This window comes from Cyanobacterium sp. T60_A2020_053 (assembly GCA_015272165.1).
Classification (GTDB): Bacteria; Cyanobacteriota; Cyanobacteriia; order Cyanobacteriales; family Cyanobacteriaceae; genus Cyanobacterium.
Genome location: JACYMF010000030.1, coordinates 72,809 through 91,598 on the forward strand (window position 1 = coordinate 72,809; position 18,790 = coordinate 91,598).

Genomic DNA, 18,790 nt, shown 5'->3' on the forward strand with positions numbered 1-18,790 from the left:
TTTAATCACGATAGGGAAGGTTTCGATCTTGTCGATTTTCCAGTTGCCACTTTTGGGGATCAATATCAGCAAAATTGCCATTTTTAGCTATTTTGTTAAGTGCTTCCGTCATTTTTTGACCGTTAGACTTGTTTTGATTTGTGGCTGTTTCTTCTAAGAAAGTAACATGAATTTTAACAGAAGTATCTAATTCCATAATCGGATTTTCTTCAAGCCATTCAATATAATTATTTTTCAAAATAGCCCTAAAAGTTTTTAACATAATTTTATGTGTGTGAACAGAGTAAATTACACGATACTGATTATCAATTTCAGAAAGTTTTAGGTATTTACAATTATACAGTCATAAGCTAAGACGCATTTAATCTTCCTTTTTTTAGTTCTGAATCCCTTGCTGTAAAAGGTTTGATCTTGCCAAATAGGTGCGTCTTAGCTTATAAGATTAAATATCCTCTATCTAAACCCTGTTCTAATCCTTTTTCCCAATCAGTAGTTAAATGTTTTCTAACTATTTCAAACAAATGAATGACAACATCATCGTAAATTGGATTTTTCAGATAAGTTTCCAGATAACGAAATTCTCGATCTGTATTTTTTTGTTTTCTGAGAACATAAATTTGATCAACTTTAAATTTTTGTAAGTTAATCGAATCTGTTAATTTAAGCCATTCAGCAACAATAATATAAATAGCATTAGGATTCCGTAATTTTAGCTGTTCTGCTGCATTGGAAGCACCTTCTAACATAGTTTTATCTAAGTAAGTTTTACATTCGATTGCAACTGCGGGTATTTGAAAATGATGGGTTTCTACTTGTTGACTTCCAAAACAAATCAAATCAGCTTTAATATCTATGCCAATCACAAAATCATGATCCTTTGTTTCTAATCTTACGTTAGGTTTTGTTACCATTTCTTGATAAGAACTAGGACGAAAAAATATATCTTTAAATGTATTTGCTTTCCCTAATAAAGTGGATGGAGAAATATCATAAACTAAATCTTTAAATAAGTAAAAAGTAAATTCTTCTAACACTGAAGAATGCAAATTTGAACGAGAATCAAATTTTTCAGCATACTTTTGTTGATCTAAAAAATTTTTATATATATTAAGTAATTTAACTCTACGTTTAATAATTTTAATATCTTGATCTGTTGATTGTGAAAAAGCTCCTTTTAATTTTTCATTAATTCTTTTCCATTTATCATATTGAATACGAATTTCTTGAAGAAATTGTCGAGATTCAGGATCAGTATATTTAGTTTTGTGTGTTTCTTTTTGTTTTAAATTATGACCATGAACATACATAATTAGTACCTCTTAAATTTAGATTTGTTGTAATAAATTCTCGGCAATCGCTTTGGCTAATAGTGGAGGAACAGCATTACCAATTTGATTATATTGACAGAGATATTTTTCATCAAATCTTCCTTCTCTTTGTAATAATTTTTGACTAACAACTGTGGGTTTTCCTTTAAAAATATACCAATCGGGAAAAGATTGGATTCTCGCTCCTTCTCTCGCCGTAAAATTTCGATGTTGATAGGGATGAACAAAATTAGCATAAAAAGAAGCAGGTATAGTATGACATGGTTTATCGGGGTGCATTCTTCGACTATTTTGGTCATAAACTTTATCAGAAATTACCCCTTGATTATTTCTTTTAAATGGTTTTAAATGTTCAGGAATATTAGCTAAAGAATCACCATGAGACATTAAAGAAAAACGCTCAACCGTACGTTTAGAATGCTTCATTGCTACATGATTATAAACCTTTGGTGAACCCAAACGCTTTTGTATTTGATATTCGTGATTAGCAGATTTTGTGTAATCCATTTCTTCTGCACCCTCTCTAGCAGAAATTTCGGGTAAATCGGCGATCGCATCCCATAATGTAGGGCATTTTTTTAGCATAGTTTGAAAAATAGGTAATATTTCATAATCAAGATAATGAGTAGGTTTAGGAAATGGCTGTTTTAGAGGATGAATTGAACCAATAATGAATAGTCTTTTTCTAATTTGAGGAATACCGAAATTTGTTGCTTCTAAAATATCATAATATACGTTGTAGCCTAATTCTCGTAAATTTTGAAAAATCAGATCGATAATTAATTGTTTATCGTGATTCTCGGCTTTTAATAAGTTAGGTACATTTTCAATTATTAAATATTCTGGTTTAAATAGTTTTATCACTCTGATAAATTCAGAAAATAAAGAATTACGATGATCATTAGGATCACCCGCATTTTTAGTGCAAATAGAAAAACCTTGACAGGGAAGCCCACCCAAAATAATATTAGGTGATTCAGAATCAAATATTTCTAATAAATTAGCATCAGTAATATTTTCTATTTTCTCAGTGATTACTTTAGCCATTGTATGATTATATGCAAAAGTTTCTGAAGCCCATTTGTCTTGTTCAATTGCTCCTACAATATCAGATCCTGCTAGTTTAAATCCCAAACTAAAGCCTCCAGCACCAGCAAATAAATCTAAAACTTTAAGGTTTTTATTATTCATTTATAATCAACTAATACTATATCCATTTTTATTAAAATTATGATTTTTACTGTTTTATTATTTACCAAGAAAAATCATCAGGAAGCCCGAAATTATCTTCAATTTGTTTCATATACTTATCTAGTTTTCTTAAAACATAATCCGCAACATATCCAGGAGTATTATTATTTGTATAACAAAACTCTAAACAAATAAGTTTTCTCTCACTTTCTATCAATATATCTGGCTTAATATTGCGTAAAAATGGATGTGGAACTTCGTGTTTAAATGTTAATTGTAAATCATCTTTAAATGCGTCTTTTAACGCTAAACAAATAGCATGATTAAAGCGTTGATCACTTATTTTTTTACTAGAAATATCTTTATTGAATTGTTCAAAGGGTTGTTGAGCATTTGTCAATGCAGTAGGTACTGCTCCACTTGAGCGAAAACCGGGTCTGGTTGGAATATTAGATAGTTGCAAAAACAGAGGAGTTGTTTTCAGAGTGTTTTCAACTCTTTTTTTCCCAAACCAGCTAGGATGAATACGATAATTTCCACATTTATCAATTAATTCTGGTCTTTCTATGGGTATATTTGCTTCTTGAAAATAACCTGCAATACAGCTAACGAAAGCATTTGTGGGTAAATACATTATCTTCGTTGTAAGTAAATAAGTACTCAATGCAAGTGTGAGACGCTGAGGTTTCCAAGTAGCTTCCCTTTGATTATTCCCAATATAAGCAAAAAGTGATTTATAATCAGCATTCCACATTTCTTCTATTATTTCTGGAGTTTGTTTAGCAAAACGGGCAATAACATCTTCCGCTTTTGGATAAGAAAAAATAAACCATACTTCTGTCGGTTTTGGTATCGATTTAATTAATTCAGAAACATATCTTGTTCTTTCTTCCCATAAATTTTTTATATCTTTTAAATAATCTCTAATCAGACGTTTTTCGGTTGGTTTATTTTCATAATCATTTTTTAATTTTTCAAAATCAGAATCATTTAACTGAAATTCATAACAACTTTTACCATCATTCAATAACATAATTGTTTTTTTTGCTATATTAGCATATTCATTAAGGGGTGGTCCAGTAAAATTGATATACGGTAGTCTTCTATGAAATATAGTACTAGAGTAATTTTTAGCCAAATTTTGCATATTGTCTAAATCTTTTTGAACTGTTACAGGCCAAATAATTAAAACAGAAGATTTACGAAGTAAACTATTTAAATCTCGAAAAAATGCTCTGACATTATTTTGATCCTCATCTGATAAATTTTCTAAATAGTCAATAACAATACATAATTGACCATCATCACCATTATGCTCAGAAAAAAATTTATTTATTTCCGATTTTATAGCTTTTATTAATTCTTGTAACTTTAAAGGTGAATTTATCTCTGCCACTAATTTACTTGCATCAATCGGAGCTATTTGTGATATTGGAATATGTCTTTGAAATTGTAAAGAACTAATAAAAGTTGATTTTCCAACACCAGAAACACCATACAGAAAGAGTAAATAACCATTATATTTCATATCGGCTAAGACTTGAATTATTTGTTCTTCAAATTCAGTAACAGGAACGATTAAATCAGGAAGTCTTGATTTTTTTTCACCTATTTTTTTGATAATATCTTCATAAGTAAAGGGTAAAAATAAACCTATGTTTTCTTTATTAGATTTTTTTTCTTCAATTATTTCTTTTTGCTGAGGTATATTTTCTTCTATAACATTTTGATATTTAGATGTATTCTTATTTTTTTTCTTCTTAGTTGAATTTGGTTGAGAAACATCAGTTTTTTCCTCTTCTTTTTGAGATTGGGAAAACAAGTCAGAAAATAATGTTAATTGATCTGGATTATTTTTTTGAGGCATATTCTATCTTATGGGATTTTTAAAAATTTAAGCACAGTTAAATAGCTGATTATTTTTTCAAAGTTTTCTTAAAAAAATATTATATTGTAGTAATACACGTTGCAATTGGTGGGCAGTGCCCACCTAAAAATTAATTATTTAGCACCGACTGGCATACCTAAAATGTCCTCAATTTTCGGCATATCTTCTAAGGCAATAACGCGCCCTTCATCCTCAAAATTATCGATTTCATTGAAGTTTAAATAACGGTATAAATCACCCTTAAATGGATCGATTTTTTCATTAACAATCGCCATATATTCTTCCACAGTGGGAATTTTACCAAGCAAAGCGCACACCGCCGCCAACTCAGCGCTACCGAGATAAACCCTAGCGCCCTTGCCCATGCGATTATTAAAATTGCGAGTAGAAGTAGAAAACACCGTAGCGCCATCCTCCACACGGGCTTGATTACCCATACAGAGAGAACATCCCGGCATTTCCGTGCGCGCGCCAGCACTGGCAAACACACCGTAAACCCCCTCATTGCGTAACTGTGTTTCATCCATACGGGTGGGAGGACAAATCCATAAACGCCCCTTCACAGTACCAGCGCCCTCCAGAATTTTCGCAGCTGCCCGATAATGACCAATATTAGTCATACAAGAACCGATAAACACCTCATCGATTTTATCCCCAGCGCACTCACTCATTAATTTAACATTATCAGGATCATTAGGCGCTGCCACAATCGGCTCTTTAATTTCATCGAGATTAACCGTGATAGTATCCACATATTCCGCATTCTCATCCGCAGACATCAAAGCAGGATTAGCCAACCACTCCTCCATCTTGGCAATACGGCGCAACAAAGTGCGCGCATCAGCGTAACCCCTTGCAATCATATTTTTCAATAAGCTGACATTAGAGCGCAGATATTCCCCTACCGTTTCCTCACTTAGTTTAATTGTACTACCAGAACAAGAACGCTCCGCCGTAGCATCCGTTAACTCGAAAGCCTGTTCTACCTTCAAATCTGGTAAACCTTCCATCTCCATAATGCGCCCGTTAAAGACATTGATTTTGTCGCCTTGCCCGTAGGTTAACTTGCCTTCCTGCATTGCCACCCAAGGAATCGCATTAACGATGTCGCGCAAAGTAACACCCGGTTGTAATTCCCCCGTAAATTTCACCAAAACCGATTCAGGCATATCCAAAGGCATAGCGCCCAACGCCGCCGCGAAAGCCACTAAACCAGAACCAGCAGGGAAAGAGATACCGAGGGGGAAACGAGTGTGGGAATCGCCCCCAGTGCCGACTGTATCAGGCAATAACATTCTATTTAACCAAGAGTGAATGATACCATCCCCCGGACGTAAGGCAACGCCACCACGATTGGAGAAGAAATCAGGCAAATCTTTATGGGTTTTGATGTCCACAGGTTTGGGATAGGCGGCGGTATGGCAGAAGGTTTGCAGGGTTAAATCAGCATTGAAACCTAAACAAGCCAATTCTTTTAACTCATCTCTGGTCATAGGTCCTGTAGTATCCTGAGAACCTACCGTAGTCATCATTGGTTCGCAAGAAGTGCCGGGGCGGATGCCTTCCACGCCACAGGCTTTACCGACCATTTTTTGAGCTAAAGTAAACCCTTTACCCGTATCAGCAGGGGCGCTGGGGCGTACAAAAAGGGTACTAGGTGCTAATCCTAAAGCCTGACGGGTTTTATCGGTTAAAGCGCGCCCGATTAACAGGGGTATTCTGCCACCTGCTCTCACTTCATCTAAAATGGTTTCAGGTTTGAGGGTAAAAGTAGTTAAGGTGTCGCCGTTTTCGTTGGTGATTTTGCCTTCGTAGGGGTAAATGGTGATAACATCCCCTGTGTTAAATTGGTTAACGTCACATTCGATGGGGAGGGCGCCGGAATCTTCGGCAGTATTAAAGAAAATGGGTGCAATTTTACCTCCTAAGATATAACCGCCAGATTTTTTATTGGGTACAAAGGGAATTTCTTCGCCCAAGTGCCATAATACGGAGTTAATGGCGGATTTACGAGATGAGCCTGTACCAACTACATCACCGACATAAGCGACAGGATGCCCTTTTTCTTTCAATGTAGCGATAGTTTTTAACCCGTCGGGCATTCTTGATTCTAACATCACCAGTGCGTGTAAAGGAATATCTGGTCTGGTGGTGGCGGAGGGCGCTGGGGATAGATCATCTGTATTGGTTTCTCCCTCAACTTTAAACACTGTCACGGTGATGGATTCAGGCACTTTCGGCTTACTGATAAACCATGCACCATTTGCCCATGCGTCAATTACTTGTTTAGCATAGGGATTAGTTTCCGATAATTCTAAGACATCGTTAAAGGCATCGAATACTAACAGGGTTTTGCTTAAAGCATTTGCTGATTCTGAGGCGACATTAGTATCTTTGGATTTTAATAAATTGATCAGGGATTGCACGTTATAACCGCCCATCATTGTGCCTAATAAACTCACAGCGCCTTGTTTAGAGATGACGGGGGAGGTTAATTCACCTTTAGCGATAGCGGTTAAAAATCCAGCTTTAACGTAGGATGCTTCGTCAACTCCGGGGGGGATTCTGTCACGCAGTAGCATTAATAATTCTTCTTTTAATCCCTCTGGGGGATTCTGCAACATTTCACATAGTTGTGAGGTTTGAGGGGCATTTAAGGGTAACGGAGGAATACCTAATTTACTTCTTTCTTCTGCGTGTTGATGGTATGTTTCTAACCAAGTCATAGTATTTATGCTTATTTTTTTCTATAATTTACTATTTTAAGCATATCAAGGTCATGAACAAGGGTTTTGTATCAAGTCTATCAAGGTTTGATTGATTTATAGATTTTCGTTTGAGTCAAAAATTGCATTCTATTAACGTTATGCTCTAATATTTAAGTATTAGCGTAATAAAAAAAGGTGATAATATCAATCATGCTTATTGAATTTCAAGTGGGTAACTTTCTATCTTTTTTAGACAATGGCCAGGGCTAAAAACATTAATAAAAGTGGAATCAGAACGAATAGAGATTTATTCAGATATGTTAGTGGTAACGGAAGAGACAAGATATTATATAACGTCATTAGAGGAAGGTGCCCAAAATTTGGCAAGGAGAATTCGTGGCTATTGGGGGGTGGAGAACAAGGTTCATTATGTAAGAGATGTAACTCAGGGAGAAGATGCATCAAGAATTAGAACCAGTCCGTTAGTAGGATTATTCGTACAAGCACGAAATATGGCACTAAATCTTTATAGAGAATATGGTTGGACTAATATGGCTCAGGCACAACGGCTTTGTTCTCAATCATTAGATAAACTTATAGAAGTTTTTAGAATGAAATAGCCCTGACATAAAGCAATAGTTTCCGCTTTTTTAGTTATTTACAACTTAACAGATAAAACCAAAATTAACGACAAAATTTATTATTAAAATAACTTAGATTTAAATCTAAAAATTAATTAACCAAAGTCAAAAATCACTATGGAAATAGTATCAAAGCTAAAGGAAAAAGGTTATTTACAAGGCTTAGAATTTACTATTTTTATTGTCGGTTCTCGTAAAATGAGAATAGAAGATGATTTTGGTAGCGGAAAGTGGCAGATATTAGCTCCAAATTTGAAAATTTATGGTTTTGATGCTGACGAAGATGCTTGTTTAATTGCCAATGAAAATCTCAAACAAAGAAACATTAATTGGTGGGAAAAACATTTCCCTTTAGCACTAAGTGAATCACCTACAGAAAAAACATTATATGTGACAAAAGGCATTGACTGCACCTCTTTATATGAGCCTAATCATGAGTATTTACAAAGGTTTGCTGGATTTGGAGAACATTTTGAACTTGATTTTTCTGTAGAAATAGAAACTACCACATTAGATATTTTTTGTCAGCAGGAAAATATCACAGAAATTGATTTTTTATCTATTGATGTACAAGGGGCAGAATTGGATGTGGTGAAGGGCGCCCTCCATCTTTTAAGCAAAACTATTTTAGCTTTAGAATTAGAAGTAGAATTTACAAAAATGTATAAAAATCAACCCTTATTTAGTGATATTGATATATTTTTACAGCCTTATGACTTTAGCTTATTTGATTTAATTATGGAACATCCCATGTGTCGGCGCCCTCGATCCGTTTCTGAGATATATTCTAAAGAAAAAACAGGTCAACTTTTGTGGGCAGATGCGTTATATTTGCGAGATATTTTTTTATCTCCTTCTTCAATATTTAAAACTCAACCTCAGCAATTATTAAAATTAGCTTGTATCTCTGATATTCTTGGTTATCCTGATTATGCAGTGGAAATTTTACTATTTTTAACAAAGCAACATGGCAATAATCCAGCCTATAACTTTTCTGAATTAACCAAATTTTATTGAATAATATCAAGTTCGGATAATTAGTTACAAATAGATTATATCTTCGCACTTTACCCACCGTGTAATGAATTACACGGCTAATAGCCCGATCTTTCAATAAATTGAACTAAGACATTGATATTACTAATTTGTAAGTGTTCAAACAAACTTGAAATAACTCAAAACGAAATAATTAATTATCAATTATCAATTATCAATTGTCAATTATCCATTACCTTAACAATCTTGCTGTGATTAGGATTAATAATCTTTTTCCCCACCTCAAAATTAACCACAATAGTAGTCTTTTTTCCTAAACTTAAAATACTGATTACCACCCCATAACCCAAAGTAGGATGGTACAATCGATCTCCCTCTTGCCAATCAAAAGGAGTATCATCCACCTTTTCCTCAACTTCTTTCACCATTACAGGAGAATGAGATTTCACATTAGTGCAGAGTAAATCCTTCGGTAACTCGCTTAAAAATTGAGAAGGGGCGCAGGAATCCACATTTCCCCAAGTATAACGCTCTCTGGCATGGGTTAAAAATAACTGCTCCTGCGCCCTTGTAATACCAACATAACATAAACGTCTTTCTTCCTCCAAGCTAAGAGGATCATTTAAACTACGATTATGGGGTAATAAACCTTGCTCAAATCCCACTAAAAAGACGATGGGAAACTCTAAACCTTTAGCAGAGTGTAACGTCATTAACGATACCATTTCCTGCCCTTCGTCTAAGTTATCCAAATCTGAAGAAAGAGACGCACTACTCAAAAATCCTTCGAGGCTATTATCTTCATTATCTTCCTGAAACTGCAACATGGCATTAAGCAACTCATTGAGGTTATCTCGCCTATTATCCGCTTCATCTGTGCCTTGTTGTTGTAAATCTTGTAAATAACCAGAAGTGTCTAAAATTTCCTGTAAAATAGCATCTGCTGAAGTTTCTTTTAAGTTTTCTTGACAACTTTTAATAATCTCGGCAAACTCAGTAATTTTTTTTGATGCTCTACCAGCTATAGTATTAACGGTGGTTTGATCGTTAATGATTTCCCATAAAGGCATATTCAACTCCTGAGAAGCAGTAACCAAATTATCAATGGTAGTTTTACCGATACCCCTTTTTGGAGTATTAATAATCCGTAATAAACTAACCGTATCAGCAGGATTAACAATTAGTCTTAGATAACTTAAAGCGTCTTTGATTTCTTTCCTTTCATAGAACTTAAAACCCCCCACAATATTGTATGGTATATTACGTCTAATTAATTCATCTTCAAAAGCTCTTGATTGAGAATTAATACGATATAAAATTGCAAATTTGCCCCAACTTAATTCAGGATTTTCTCTGACTAAAGTTTCAATATTTCTAACTACAAAGGAGGCTTCTTCCCTTTCATTATCACCCCGATAACAGTAGATACTATCCCCTGTATCACGGGTAGCTTTTAATACTTTATCAATTCTTTGACTATTATTTTCAATTAAATGATTAGCGGCTTGTAAAATGTTTTCTCTGGAGCGATAATTTTCCTCTAATTTTACCATACTTTCTGTTTCATCATCCCTTAAACCATCGCCAAAATCATCTTGGAAATTTAACAAAATAGTAAAATCTGCCATGCGAAAAGAGTAGATAGATTGATCGGCATCTCCTACCACAAAAATAGAACGATTTTGCCAATTCCATTCTTTTTTATTAGGTTCATTATTAGTAGCTAAAAGTTGAATTAAGCGATACTGAATTTGGTTAGTATCTTGGTATTCGTCTACTAAAATATGTCTAAATTGTTGATGCCAATAACCTAATATTGATTCATTTTGCTCAAAAATTCGCACAGGAATTAATAATAAATCATCAAAATCAAGGGCGTTATTTTTAGCTAATTCGTTTTGATATTCTTCATAAATTTCTGTTAATACTCGACCTTTATAGTCATTATTTTCTAAGGCAAATTGTTTGGGAGAAAAACCTAAATTTTTAGCATTACTAATACCATAACGCATTTTTTTAGGGTCAAATTTTTTGTCATCAAGGTTTAATTTTTTGGTGACAATTTGCTTAATGATGCTTTGTACGTCTGATTCATCAAGGATAGTAAAATTACGCTCCCATTTTCTACCTCTTTCATCTTGATATTTATTGATGTCAAAGCGTAAAATTCTGGCACACAAACTGTGAAAAGTGCCTACCCAAAGGGGTTTAATGACACTTCGATAAACTTTTGATTTGATATTTTTTTGTTCTAATTCGCTTAATGATTCGAGGGGTTGTTGATGTCTTTCCAGCGCCCTCCCCTGAGCAAAAATTAACTCGATTCTATCCTTCATTTCTCGCGCGGCTTTGTTGGTAAATGTCACCGCTAAAATATTATCGGGCGCTACTTGGTGAGTTTTAATTAAATTAGCGATACGATAGGTTAAAGCCCTTGTTTTTCCTGAACCAGCGCCCGCCACCACTAATAAAGGTCCAGTAAAATGTTCGACGGCACGGCGTTGGGCGCTGTTAAGATGTTGAAGAAAATCAGGGGTAGTAGTCATCAAATTACCAGAAATCAAAGGTTTTTACATTCATTATAACCATTATCCTGACCATGCAACTTGTCATCAAACCTCAATATTGATAGACATTAACAGTTGAAAGGGCAGGTTTCAGGTTGCAGGTTGCAGGTTTCAGGTGTAATTTTCAGACGATGATATAATTGGAATAAAAAATTGAACCGAAAAAATCAATTAAGATATTTTTTTGTCAATTCTTTCACCTAATACCTAACACCCGATACCTGACACCTCCCCTCACCAAAATACTTTTTCAGCAACCCCTATTTAAACCTTTGCCCCTTGCCCTTTTCCCTTTGCCCTTTTAATGCCAAGTGGTAGTGCGCCGTTGTTGTAGAATAAGACTATAAACCATAACAGTTTGTTGGGCAAGTTTAGACCAGTGAAAACGATGTTTAACATCATCATAGGCATTTTGTACTAACATTTGAGCATACTCAGGATTATTTAACACCTCTAAAATGCCCCAAGCGAGGGAATGACAGTCATTAGCATAGGTAGTAATGCCGGTTTTGCCATGTTGCACCACCTCTGGTAATCCCCCCGTGTCAGACACCACCACAGGCACTTTTGAGGCAAAACTTTCCAGCACCACAATGCCAAAAGGCTCATAAAGACTGGGAAACACGGCGCAATCCGCCACGGTTTGAAACTTATCGAGGTCATCATCGGACATGAATCCAGTAAAATAACATCGATCCCAAATACCTAATCTTCCCGCTTGGGCTTTCATAGTATCAGTATTACCACCACCGATGATGATAAATTTTACCTTGCCATGGGTTTGATGAAGGATGGAGGGCGCTGCATTTAATAACACCTGTACCCCTTTTTCATAGGTCATTCTACCGACATAATAGACAATTTTTTCTTCATCATTAGCGAATCGACGGCGAAAAGTTTGATGGTCAAAATAGGGGGGATGTTTTTTCTTTTCCGCACGAATGCCATTATAAACTACGTCTATTTTATTTTCTGGACAGTTGAAAACTCGACGGATTTCCCCTCGCATATAGTTGCTACAGACAATCACGCGCCAAGCATTATAAATCAAATGATTTTCTTCTTGAAAAATATAGGCTTGACTTTCGTTGTGAATACCATTATTTCTGCCATATTCCGTAGCGTGAATGGTTGCCACTAAAGGTATTTTGTAGCGAAATTTTAAGTTAATGGCGCTTTGTGCCACCAGCCAATCATGGGCATGAATTAAATCAAATGTACCAATTTTATCAATGAGTTTTTCCCCCTGTCGATACATACTATCATTCATGTTTTTGACCCACTGAAAAAAGTGGTCATGGGGGGTGACGGGCGCTCGATAAACCCTAATACCCTCCACGGTTTCAGTGCGAGGGGCGCTACCAAATTCTACTGTAATCAAGTGGATTTGATGATTGAGACGAACAATTTCAGGGTATAATTCTGCTACATGACGAGCGATACCTCCTACGATTCTTGGCGGAAATTCCCATGCCAGTACCAGTATTTTCACGTTATCCTTTCCTTGTCGATTGACTGTTCCCTATTATTATCGATTGTTTTATAATAATCAATTTTATTGAGAAGAACAAAAATTTTTATTATGCTTAAATCTTTGGCAAGGGGTTTAAACCCCTTGTTAGACAATTATTGTGAATTATTTAAGAATTTAATTGCGCGGTTTTGACTTTAACATTTAGAGAATTTTCTCCCCTCAGTAAAGATAAACCAAGATCATGATTAATTCCCACTTTTTCTACCAACTGTTGTAACTCCCCAGCGCCCTTCAACGGCAAATTGTTAACTTTAGTGATCACATCTCCCCGCCTAATACCAGCTTTCTGCGCCGGAGTATTATTAAACACTTGTACCACTAAAACCCCTTGTACTTCAGGAAGAAGAAAAGCAGAATTAGGGTCTTCATTATTGAGGCGCGCCAAATCGGGGGTAATATCCACCATCTGAATGCCAATGTAAGGATGAGGCACTTCCCGCCCTAATGCCAACACGGGTTGTAATTCCTTCGCCCTATTAATAGGAATGGCAAAACCGATACCCATCGCATCCGCACGAATAGCGGTATTAATACCAATTACCTCCCCATCAGCATTCAGTAATGGGCCTCCTGAGTTACCGGGATTAATGGCCGCATCAGTTTGTAAAAAATCAATTCTTTTATCGCTAATACCCACCTCTGCCGCCGAACGATGTAAGGTGCTAATAATACCCAAAGTAACAGTATTGTCTAATCCCACAGGATTTCCCACCGCAATAGCCCAGTCTCCTACCCTAACTTGGTCAGAATCACCGAGGGGCGCTGTAGGCAATAAATTACCGTCTGAATCAATTTTTACCACCGCCAAATCAGTAATTTGATCCGTGCCAGTAACTTGCCCTGTAAACCTTCTCCCATCCTTCAGAGTAACCGTTACCTTATCTGCACCACTTACCACATGAGCATTAGTAAGAATATAACCATCACTATCTACAATAAAACCAGAACCTTGTCCCGCAATTTTTTTTGGTGGTGACATTCCACCCCCAAAGGGATCATCAAAAAATGGGTTAAAAAAGGGGTCTAGTTCACGATTAACAGTTTTTTCTGTGTCAATGCGCACCACCGCCGAACCAGTTTTATCAATAGCTTGAGCCACAAAACTATCTTTGCCTAATTCCAGCGCCCCCACTCCGGTAGGAAAGAGAATAAGGATAGCTAATAAAAAGCTGAACAAACTATAAGTAAATTTTTTGATGTGATTCATATACAAATAATTAACAATTATTCAAAAGCTCGAATCCCTGAGAGATTCAAAAACACAGGACTGGGCGGAATCGAACCACCGGCCCGTCGCTTAGGAGGCGACTGCTCTATCCTACTGAGCTACAGCCCCAAAACTTAATATATTTTAACAATTTTTATCAAACATGGAAACAAAAACTACTTCCTTCCTAAAGGAAAAGGGCAAGGGACAAAGGTAAATTTAAAAATAGCTTGAGTTACCGTGTTTCTTTGCTCACGTTTTAAAAGACGGGGTTTTAAAACCTTTATTATTCGATTAAAAAAACCTTTTCAGCAACAATCAAAGAATGATCATGATCATTTTTTGATTGGGGTAAAATCATATCCCAATGCCCTTCCGCAAAAATGAATAAATTACTCATCATGACAATACCAGTAAATAAAAATTGCCATGGAGAAACCACAGAAAGAAAGAAAATTGCACCCAGATGAATAAAACAAGCAAGAAAGAAAGCCCTTGAATGTAAAGCAAAACCCGTTAAAAGATAACCAATACTACTTAAAATTAACCAAAAACTACACAAATTTAATAGTAACCATCCCCAATGAAGCAGAATGGCAAAATCCGTAGCGCACACCCCCCCCACCATTAAAATAAGCCAAGCACACAACAACCACCGTAAGCCTTCCACCTTACTCCAACCGTAAGTTAAAACTAAGGTAATTCCAGCGCCCACCACCGTTAAAATAGTCCAAATAATCGCTTGATTCAGCCAACTAAGAGGAAAGAGATGGGCGCTGACAAAAATAACGCCACAAATAACCCCCCAAACCACCATACTTTGATCAATACAAGTATAAAGTCCACAGAGAGGCAAAAACCATGGAGATTTGAACTGCCGACACTTCATTAACTGTAACTGTTCATCACTCAATGATAAACGTTTTAGTTGTAAAATCGGCTGTTGCGGTTTAAAAAATGACATTATGAATAAAAAGAAATAGTTTTGTGAAAAATCGTTAACAAAAGTTAATACTATTTTAAAACAAAAATCACTCCATTAATCAACAATTAAAAAAGCCCTCCCCTGTAACAAGGAAAGGCAAAACCAATAATTAGGGGTTGCTGAAAAAGTATTTTGGTGAGGGGAGGTGTCAGGCTTTGGGTGTCAGGTTTCAGGTGAAATGCTTATACATTAAAGAGTTAAGCCAAATCTTTATTTTTCATAAATTGCTTATTTGTATCAAAAATTTTTGATTAGGGGATCAGAAATACAGATTCTTTGGCGAAAAAAGATTATTTTTGGCACTTTTTTTGAGTTTTATTGTGCTTAAACCTTTATTTGACAAGGGTTTTGATTTATTCAGCAAACCCTAATTAAAACTCGTAGGTTGGGTTAGCGAAGCGTAACCCAACATTAAACATTTTCCACAATTTCACCAAATTACCGAGCTTCCAGCCCAAAACACGTTTCACAAAAGCCCCATAATTATCAATTGTTAATTACTCTCAGCAAAATCAGCTACAAAACGAGTATTAGTGACAGCGATTTGTTCATAAGACTGACGAATTTCCGTATTAATAGCCACGGTTTTCACGTCATAAAGCTGAGTTGCCAACTTGGGATATAAACCAATACCGATAATCAGAATTAAAAAAGAAACAGCGATAAAAATTTCTCTCGGTTTCGCATCCTCATATTTAGCAAACATAGGTAAAACGCAATTAGTACCAAAACACACCGCTTCATCATTATCTGCATTAAAAGCATCCATAGATACATCCACATTACACATCAGAGTTTGATCCGAACTGTAAAACAACTGACGTAACATAGATAAAAGATAAATGGGAGTAAGAATTAAACCCACGGCACTTAAAATTACTGTTATCGTGCGGAAATTGCTACCGTAAACATCACTATTACTATAACCTACGAATACAGCCAACTCACTGACAAAACCACTCATCCCGGGTAAAGCCAGAGAAGCCATAGCGCCCATCGTGAATAAAGCAAAAACTTTTGGCATCACCTTACCAATATTACCCATTTCATCGAAAAACATAGTACGAGTACGATCGTAAGTCACCCCAGCAAGGAAGAATAGCAAACCAGCAATCAAACCATGGGAAAGCATTTGTAACATCGCCCCACTGATACCCAAATCAGAAAAAGAAGCAATACCAATTAGCACAAAACCCATGTGAGACACGGAAGAATAAGCCAAACGACGCTTCATATTAGTTTGCCCAAAAGAAGCAAAACCGCCATAAATAATATTAACTACCCCTAAAATCACTAATAGAGGAGCAAAATAAGCATGGGCATCAGGTAATAAACCCAAATTGAGACGAATTAAACCATAACCGCCCATTTTCAGCAATACACCTGCCAAAACCATTGATACGGGAGAAGATGCTTCCCCATGGGCATCAGGTAGCCAAGTATGAAGGGGAAAAACCGCTAGTTTGACACCAAAAGCTACCAACAAACCACCATAGAGTAACAATTCTAAACCTAAAGGATAATCCCTTAAGCCCAACTCCACCATATCAAAAGTAATATCTCCAGCGCCCGTCAACGCCATACCTAAACCAGCGATGAGAATAAAAATAGAAGCTAAAGCAGTATATAAAAGAAACTTAGTGGCAGCATAACGACGTTTTTGCCCACCCCAAATAGAAATTAATAAATAAACAGGAACTAACTCAAGTTCCCACATAATAAATAATAAAAGAACATCTTGGGCAACAAATACACCAATTTGCGCCGCATATAACCATAACATTAAAAAATAAAATAATTTCGGTTTACGATCCACCTGCCAAGCCGAAAGAATGGACAAAGTAGTCACAAAACCTGCTAATAACACCAAGGGCATGGATAAACCATCCACTGATACCGCCCAACTCAAACCAATTTCAGGAATCCAACTATATTTTTCTACTAACTGTAAATCGGCATTGTTGATGTCGTAGTGTTGCCAAAATACATAACACATCAAGACAAAATCAGCGATGCCTACCCCTAACGCATACCATCTCAAAGTTTTGCCGTCTTTATCTGGAAAGAAAGGGATAAGTAAACTCGCCACCAGAGGGAGTGCGATCATTGCGGTGAGCCAAGGAAATTGAGCCGCTATCATATATTTACTATCATTATTTTTTTATTAGTGAGTATATTTTACTATGACTAGGTAAAGTTTTGTTAATTTGTGTGAATAAGTATTTTTTGTGAAAGTGATTAAGATTACTGAAGGAATGGACGATGGATAATTGACAATGGACAATGGACAATGGATAATTGACGGTGACGAGGCTTTAGAGTTATGTTAAATAGAAAATGATATGCAAGATAAATTAATGTTAATGATCCCGGGACCTACTCCAGTTCCGGAAAGAGTATTATTAGCGATGGCGCAACACCCCATCGGGCATCGTAGCGGTGACTTTAGTAAAATTATTGCCGAATTGAACGACAATTTAAAATGGTTACATCAAACCAGCAATGAGGTTTTAACCCTGTGTGTTTCAGGTACAGGGGCCATGGAAGCTGGTATTATTAATTTCCTCAGCGCCCGTGACTGTGTTTTAGTAGGGAATAATGGTAAGTTTGGAGAGCGCTGGGTAAAAATGAGCCGTAAATTTGGCTTAGAAGTAGAAGAAATTACCGCCGAATGGGGACAACCTTTAAACCCAGAAGACTTCAAAACAAGACTAGAAGCGGATACTGAGAAAAAAATCAAAGCTGTTATTATTACCCACTCGGAAACCTCCACGGGAGTATTAAATGACTTAGAAACCATTAATAAATACGTTAAAGCGCACGGCGAAGCATTGATTATAGTTGATGCTGTCACCAGTTTAGGAGCGGTAAATGTTCCTATTGATGATTGGGGCTTAGATGTGGTGGCTTCTGGTTCCCAAAAAGGCTATATGATTCCTCCCGGTTTAGGTTTTATTGCTGTGAGTGACAAAGCATGGAAGGCTTATGAAACCGCCACTTTACCAAAATTCTACCTTGATTTAGCTTCTTATAAAAAAGCTAATGCTGAAAATAGTTCTCCTTTTACTCCTCCCATCAATTTAATGTTTGCCCTCCAAGCATCTTTACAGATGATGAAAGAGGAAGGATTAAGCAATATTTTTGCCCGTCATCAAGCCTTAACAACTCTCACCAGAACCAAAGTTAAAGAATTAGGATTACCTTTATTTGCTGAGGATGAGTGCGCTAGTTTAGCCATTACAGCCGTAGCGCCCGTCACCTATCAAGCGGAGGACATTCGCAAAGTTATGGCGAAAAAATATGACATTGCTTTAGCTGGTGGTCAAGATCATCTTAAAGGTAAAATCTTCCGTATTGGTCACTTAGGCTTTGTCAGTGAAAGGGATGTTTTAACTGCTTTATCTTCTTTAGAAGCCACTTTAAAAGAATTAGCTTAGTTTTATTAGACATTAGGTGAAGGGCAAGGGGCAAAGGTGAGTAGGTTTCAGGCTTCAGGTTGCAGGTTTCAGGTGTAATTTTCCAACCTAATACCCTATACCTGACACCTTTACAGCTATGCTTAAAACTTTTGTTTTAAGATGGTTTTGATTTATTCAGCGAACCCTAATTAAAAATTGGTCATAACAACCTCAAAAATTAATAATTTTATCTTGAAATGTGAGTGAAAGACCCCCGTTGAATTTCTCAACAAAAAAAATACCCACTGAAATCAACGGGGGATGTAAACGAACCAACAAAAAAATCG

At 36.2% G+C, this 18,790-nt stretch carries 13 protein-coding genes and 1 tRNA gene; 3 read left to right on the top strand and 11 right to left on the bottom strand.

The genetic code is table 11. The features are described from left to right. Position 1: 1 nt before the first annotated feature. The 5 genes from IGQ45_04890 to acnB all read right to left on the bottom strand — a co-directional run bounded on the left by IGQ45_04890 (position 2) and on the right by acnB (position 7,133). Complete coding sequence (locus IGQ45_04890; GenBank protein MBF2056562.1) at positions 2-262, bottom strand: hypothetical protein; 261 nt, start codon at positions 260-262, stop codon at positions 2-4. Between the two features lie 172 nt (positions 263-434). Next, complete coding sequence (locus tag IGQ45_04895; GenBank protein ID MBF2056563.1) at positions 435-1,307, bottom strand: Bpu10I family restriction endonuclease; 873 nt, start codon at positions 1,305-1,307, stop codon at positions 435-437. Positions 1,308-1,325: 18 nt separating this feature from the next. After that, positions 1,326-2,519, bottom strand: coding sequence for a DNA cytosine methyltransferase (locus tag IGQ45_04900; protein ID MBF2056564.1), 1,194 nt, complete (start codon positions 2,517-2,519; stop codon positions 1,326-1,328). Positions 2,520-2,580: 61 nt separating this feature from the next. Continuing rightward, entirely contained in the window at positions 2,581-4,209 is a 1,629-nt protein-coding gene (locus IGQ45_04905) for an ATP-binding protein (protein ID MBF2056565.1), read from the bottom strand. 311 nt (positions 4,210-4,520) lie between these two features. Further along, positions 4,521-7,133: a bifunctional aconitate hydratase 2/2-methylisocitrate dehydratase gene (gene acnB, locus IGQ45_04910; protein ID MBF2056566.1), complete on the bottom strand. Its 2,613-nt coding sequence runs from the start codon at positions 7,131-7,133 to the stop codon at positions 4,521-4,523. 266 nt (positions 7,134-7,399) lie between these two features. On the opposite strand from acnB, the gene IGQ45_04915 reads away from it, so the two are divergent. Next, positions 7,400-7,735, top strand: coding sequence for a transposase (locus tag IGQ45_04915; protein ID MBF2056567.1), 336 nt, complete (start codon positions 7,400-7,402; stop codon positions 7,733-7,735). A gap of 138 nt (positions 7,736-7,873) precedes the next feature. After that, a complete protein-coding gene (locus IGQ45_04920; protein ID MBF2056568.1) occupies positions 7,874-8,773 on the top strand; it encodes an FkbM family methyltransferase in 900 nt (299 codons plus the stop codon). A gap of 200 nt (positions 8,774-8,973) precedes the next feature. On the opposite strand, the gene pcrA is transcribed toward IGQ45_04920, so the two are convergent. The 6 genes from pcrA to IGQ45_04950 all read right to left on the bottom strand — a co-directional run bounded on the left by pcrA (position 8,974) and on the right by IGQ45_04950 (position 17,185). Then, entirely contained in the window at positions 8,974-11,298 is a 2,325-nt protein-coding gene (gene pcrA, locus IGQ45_04925) for a DNA helicase PcrA (protein MBF2056569.1), read from the bottom strand. 322 nt (positions 11,299-11,620) lie between these two features. Next, complete coding sequence (locus tag IGQ45_04930; protein ID MBF2056570.1) at positions 11,621-12,811, bottom strand: glycosyltransferase family 4 protein; 1,191 nt, start codon at positions 12,809-12,811, stop codon at positions 11,621-11,623. 148 nt (positions 12,812-12,959) lie between these two features. Then, entirely contained in the window at positions 12,960-14,060 is a 1,101-nt protein-coding gene (locus IGQ45_04935; protein ID MBF2056571.1) for a trypsin-like peptidase domain-containing protein, read from the bottom strand. A gap of 55 nt (positions 14,061-14,115) precedes the next feature. Further along, positions 14,116-14,189 (bottom strand) — tRNA-Arg (locus IGQ45_04940). A 157-nt stretch (positions 14,190-14,346) separates the two neighbouring features. Further along, the gene (locus IGQ45_04945) at positions 14,347-15,024 is read right to left on the bottom strand and encodes a hypothetical protein (protein ID MBF2056572.1); all 678 of its coding nucleotides are present in this window, start codon (positions 15,022-15,024) and stop codon (positions 14,347-14,349) included. A gap of 514 nt (positions 15,025-15,538) precedes the next feature. Next, positions 15,539-17,185 (bottom strand): NAD(P)H-quinone oxidoreductase subunit 4, encoded by a 1,647-nt coding sequence (locus IGQ45_04950; protein MBF2056573.1) that lies wholly within the window; start codon positions 17,183-17,185, stop codon positions 15,539-15,541. A 202-nt stretch (positions 17,186-17,387) separates the two neighbouring features. Here IGQ45_04950 and IGQ45_04955 point away from each other — a divergent pair, with 202 nt between their 5' ends. After that, positions 17,388-18,482: an alanine--glyoxylate aminotransferase family protein gene (locus IGQ45_04955; GenBank protein ID MBF2056574.1), complete on the top strand. Its 1,095-nt coding sequence runs from the start codon at positions 17,388-17,390 to the stop codon at positions 18,480-18,482. The last annotated feature ends 308 nt before the right edge of the window (positions 18,483-18,790 follow it).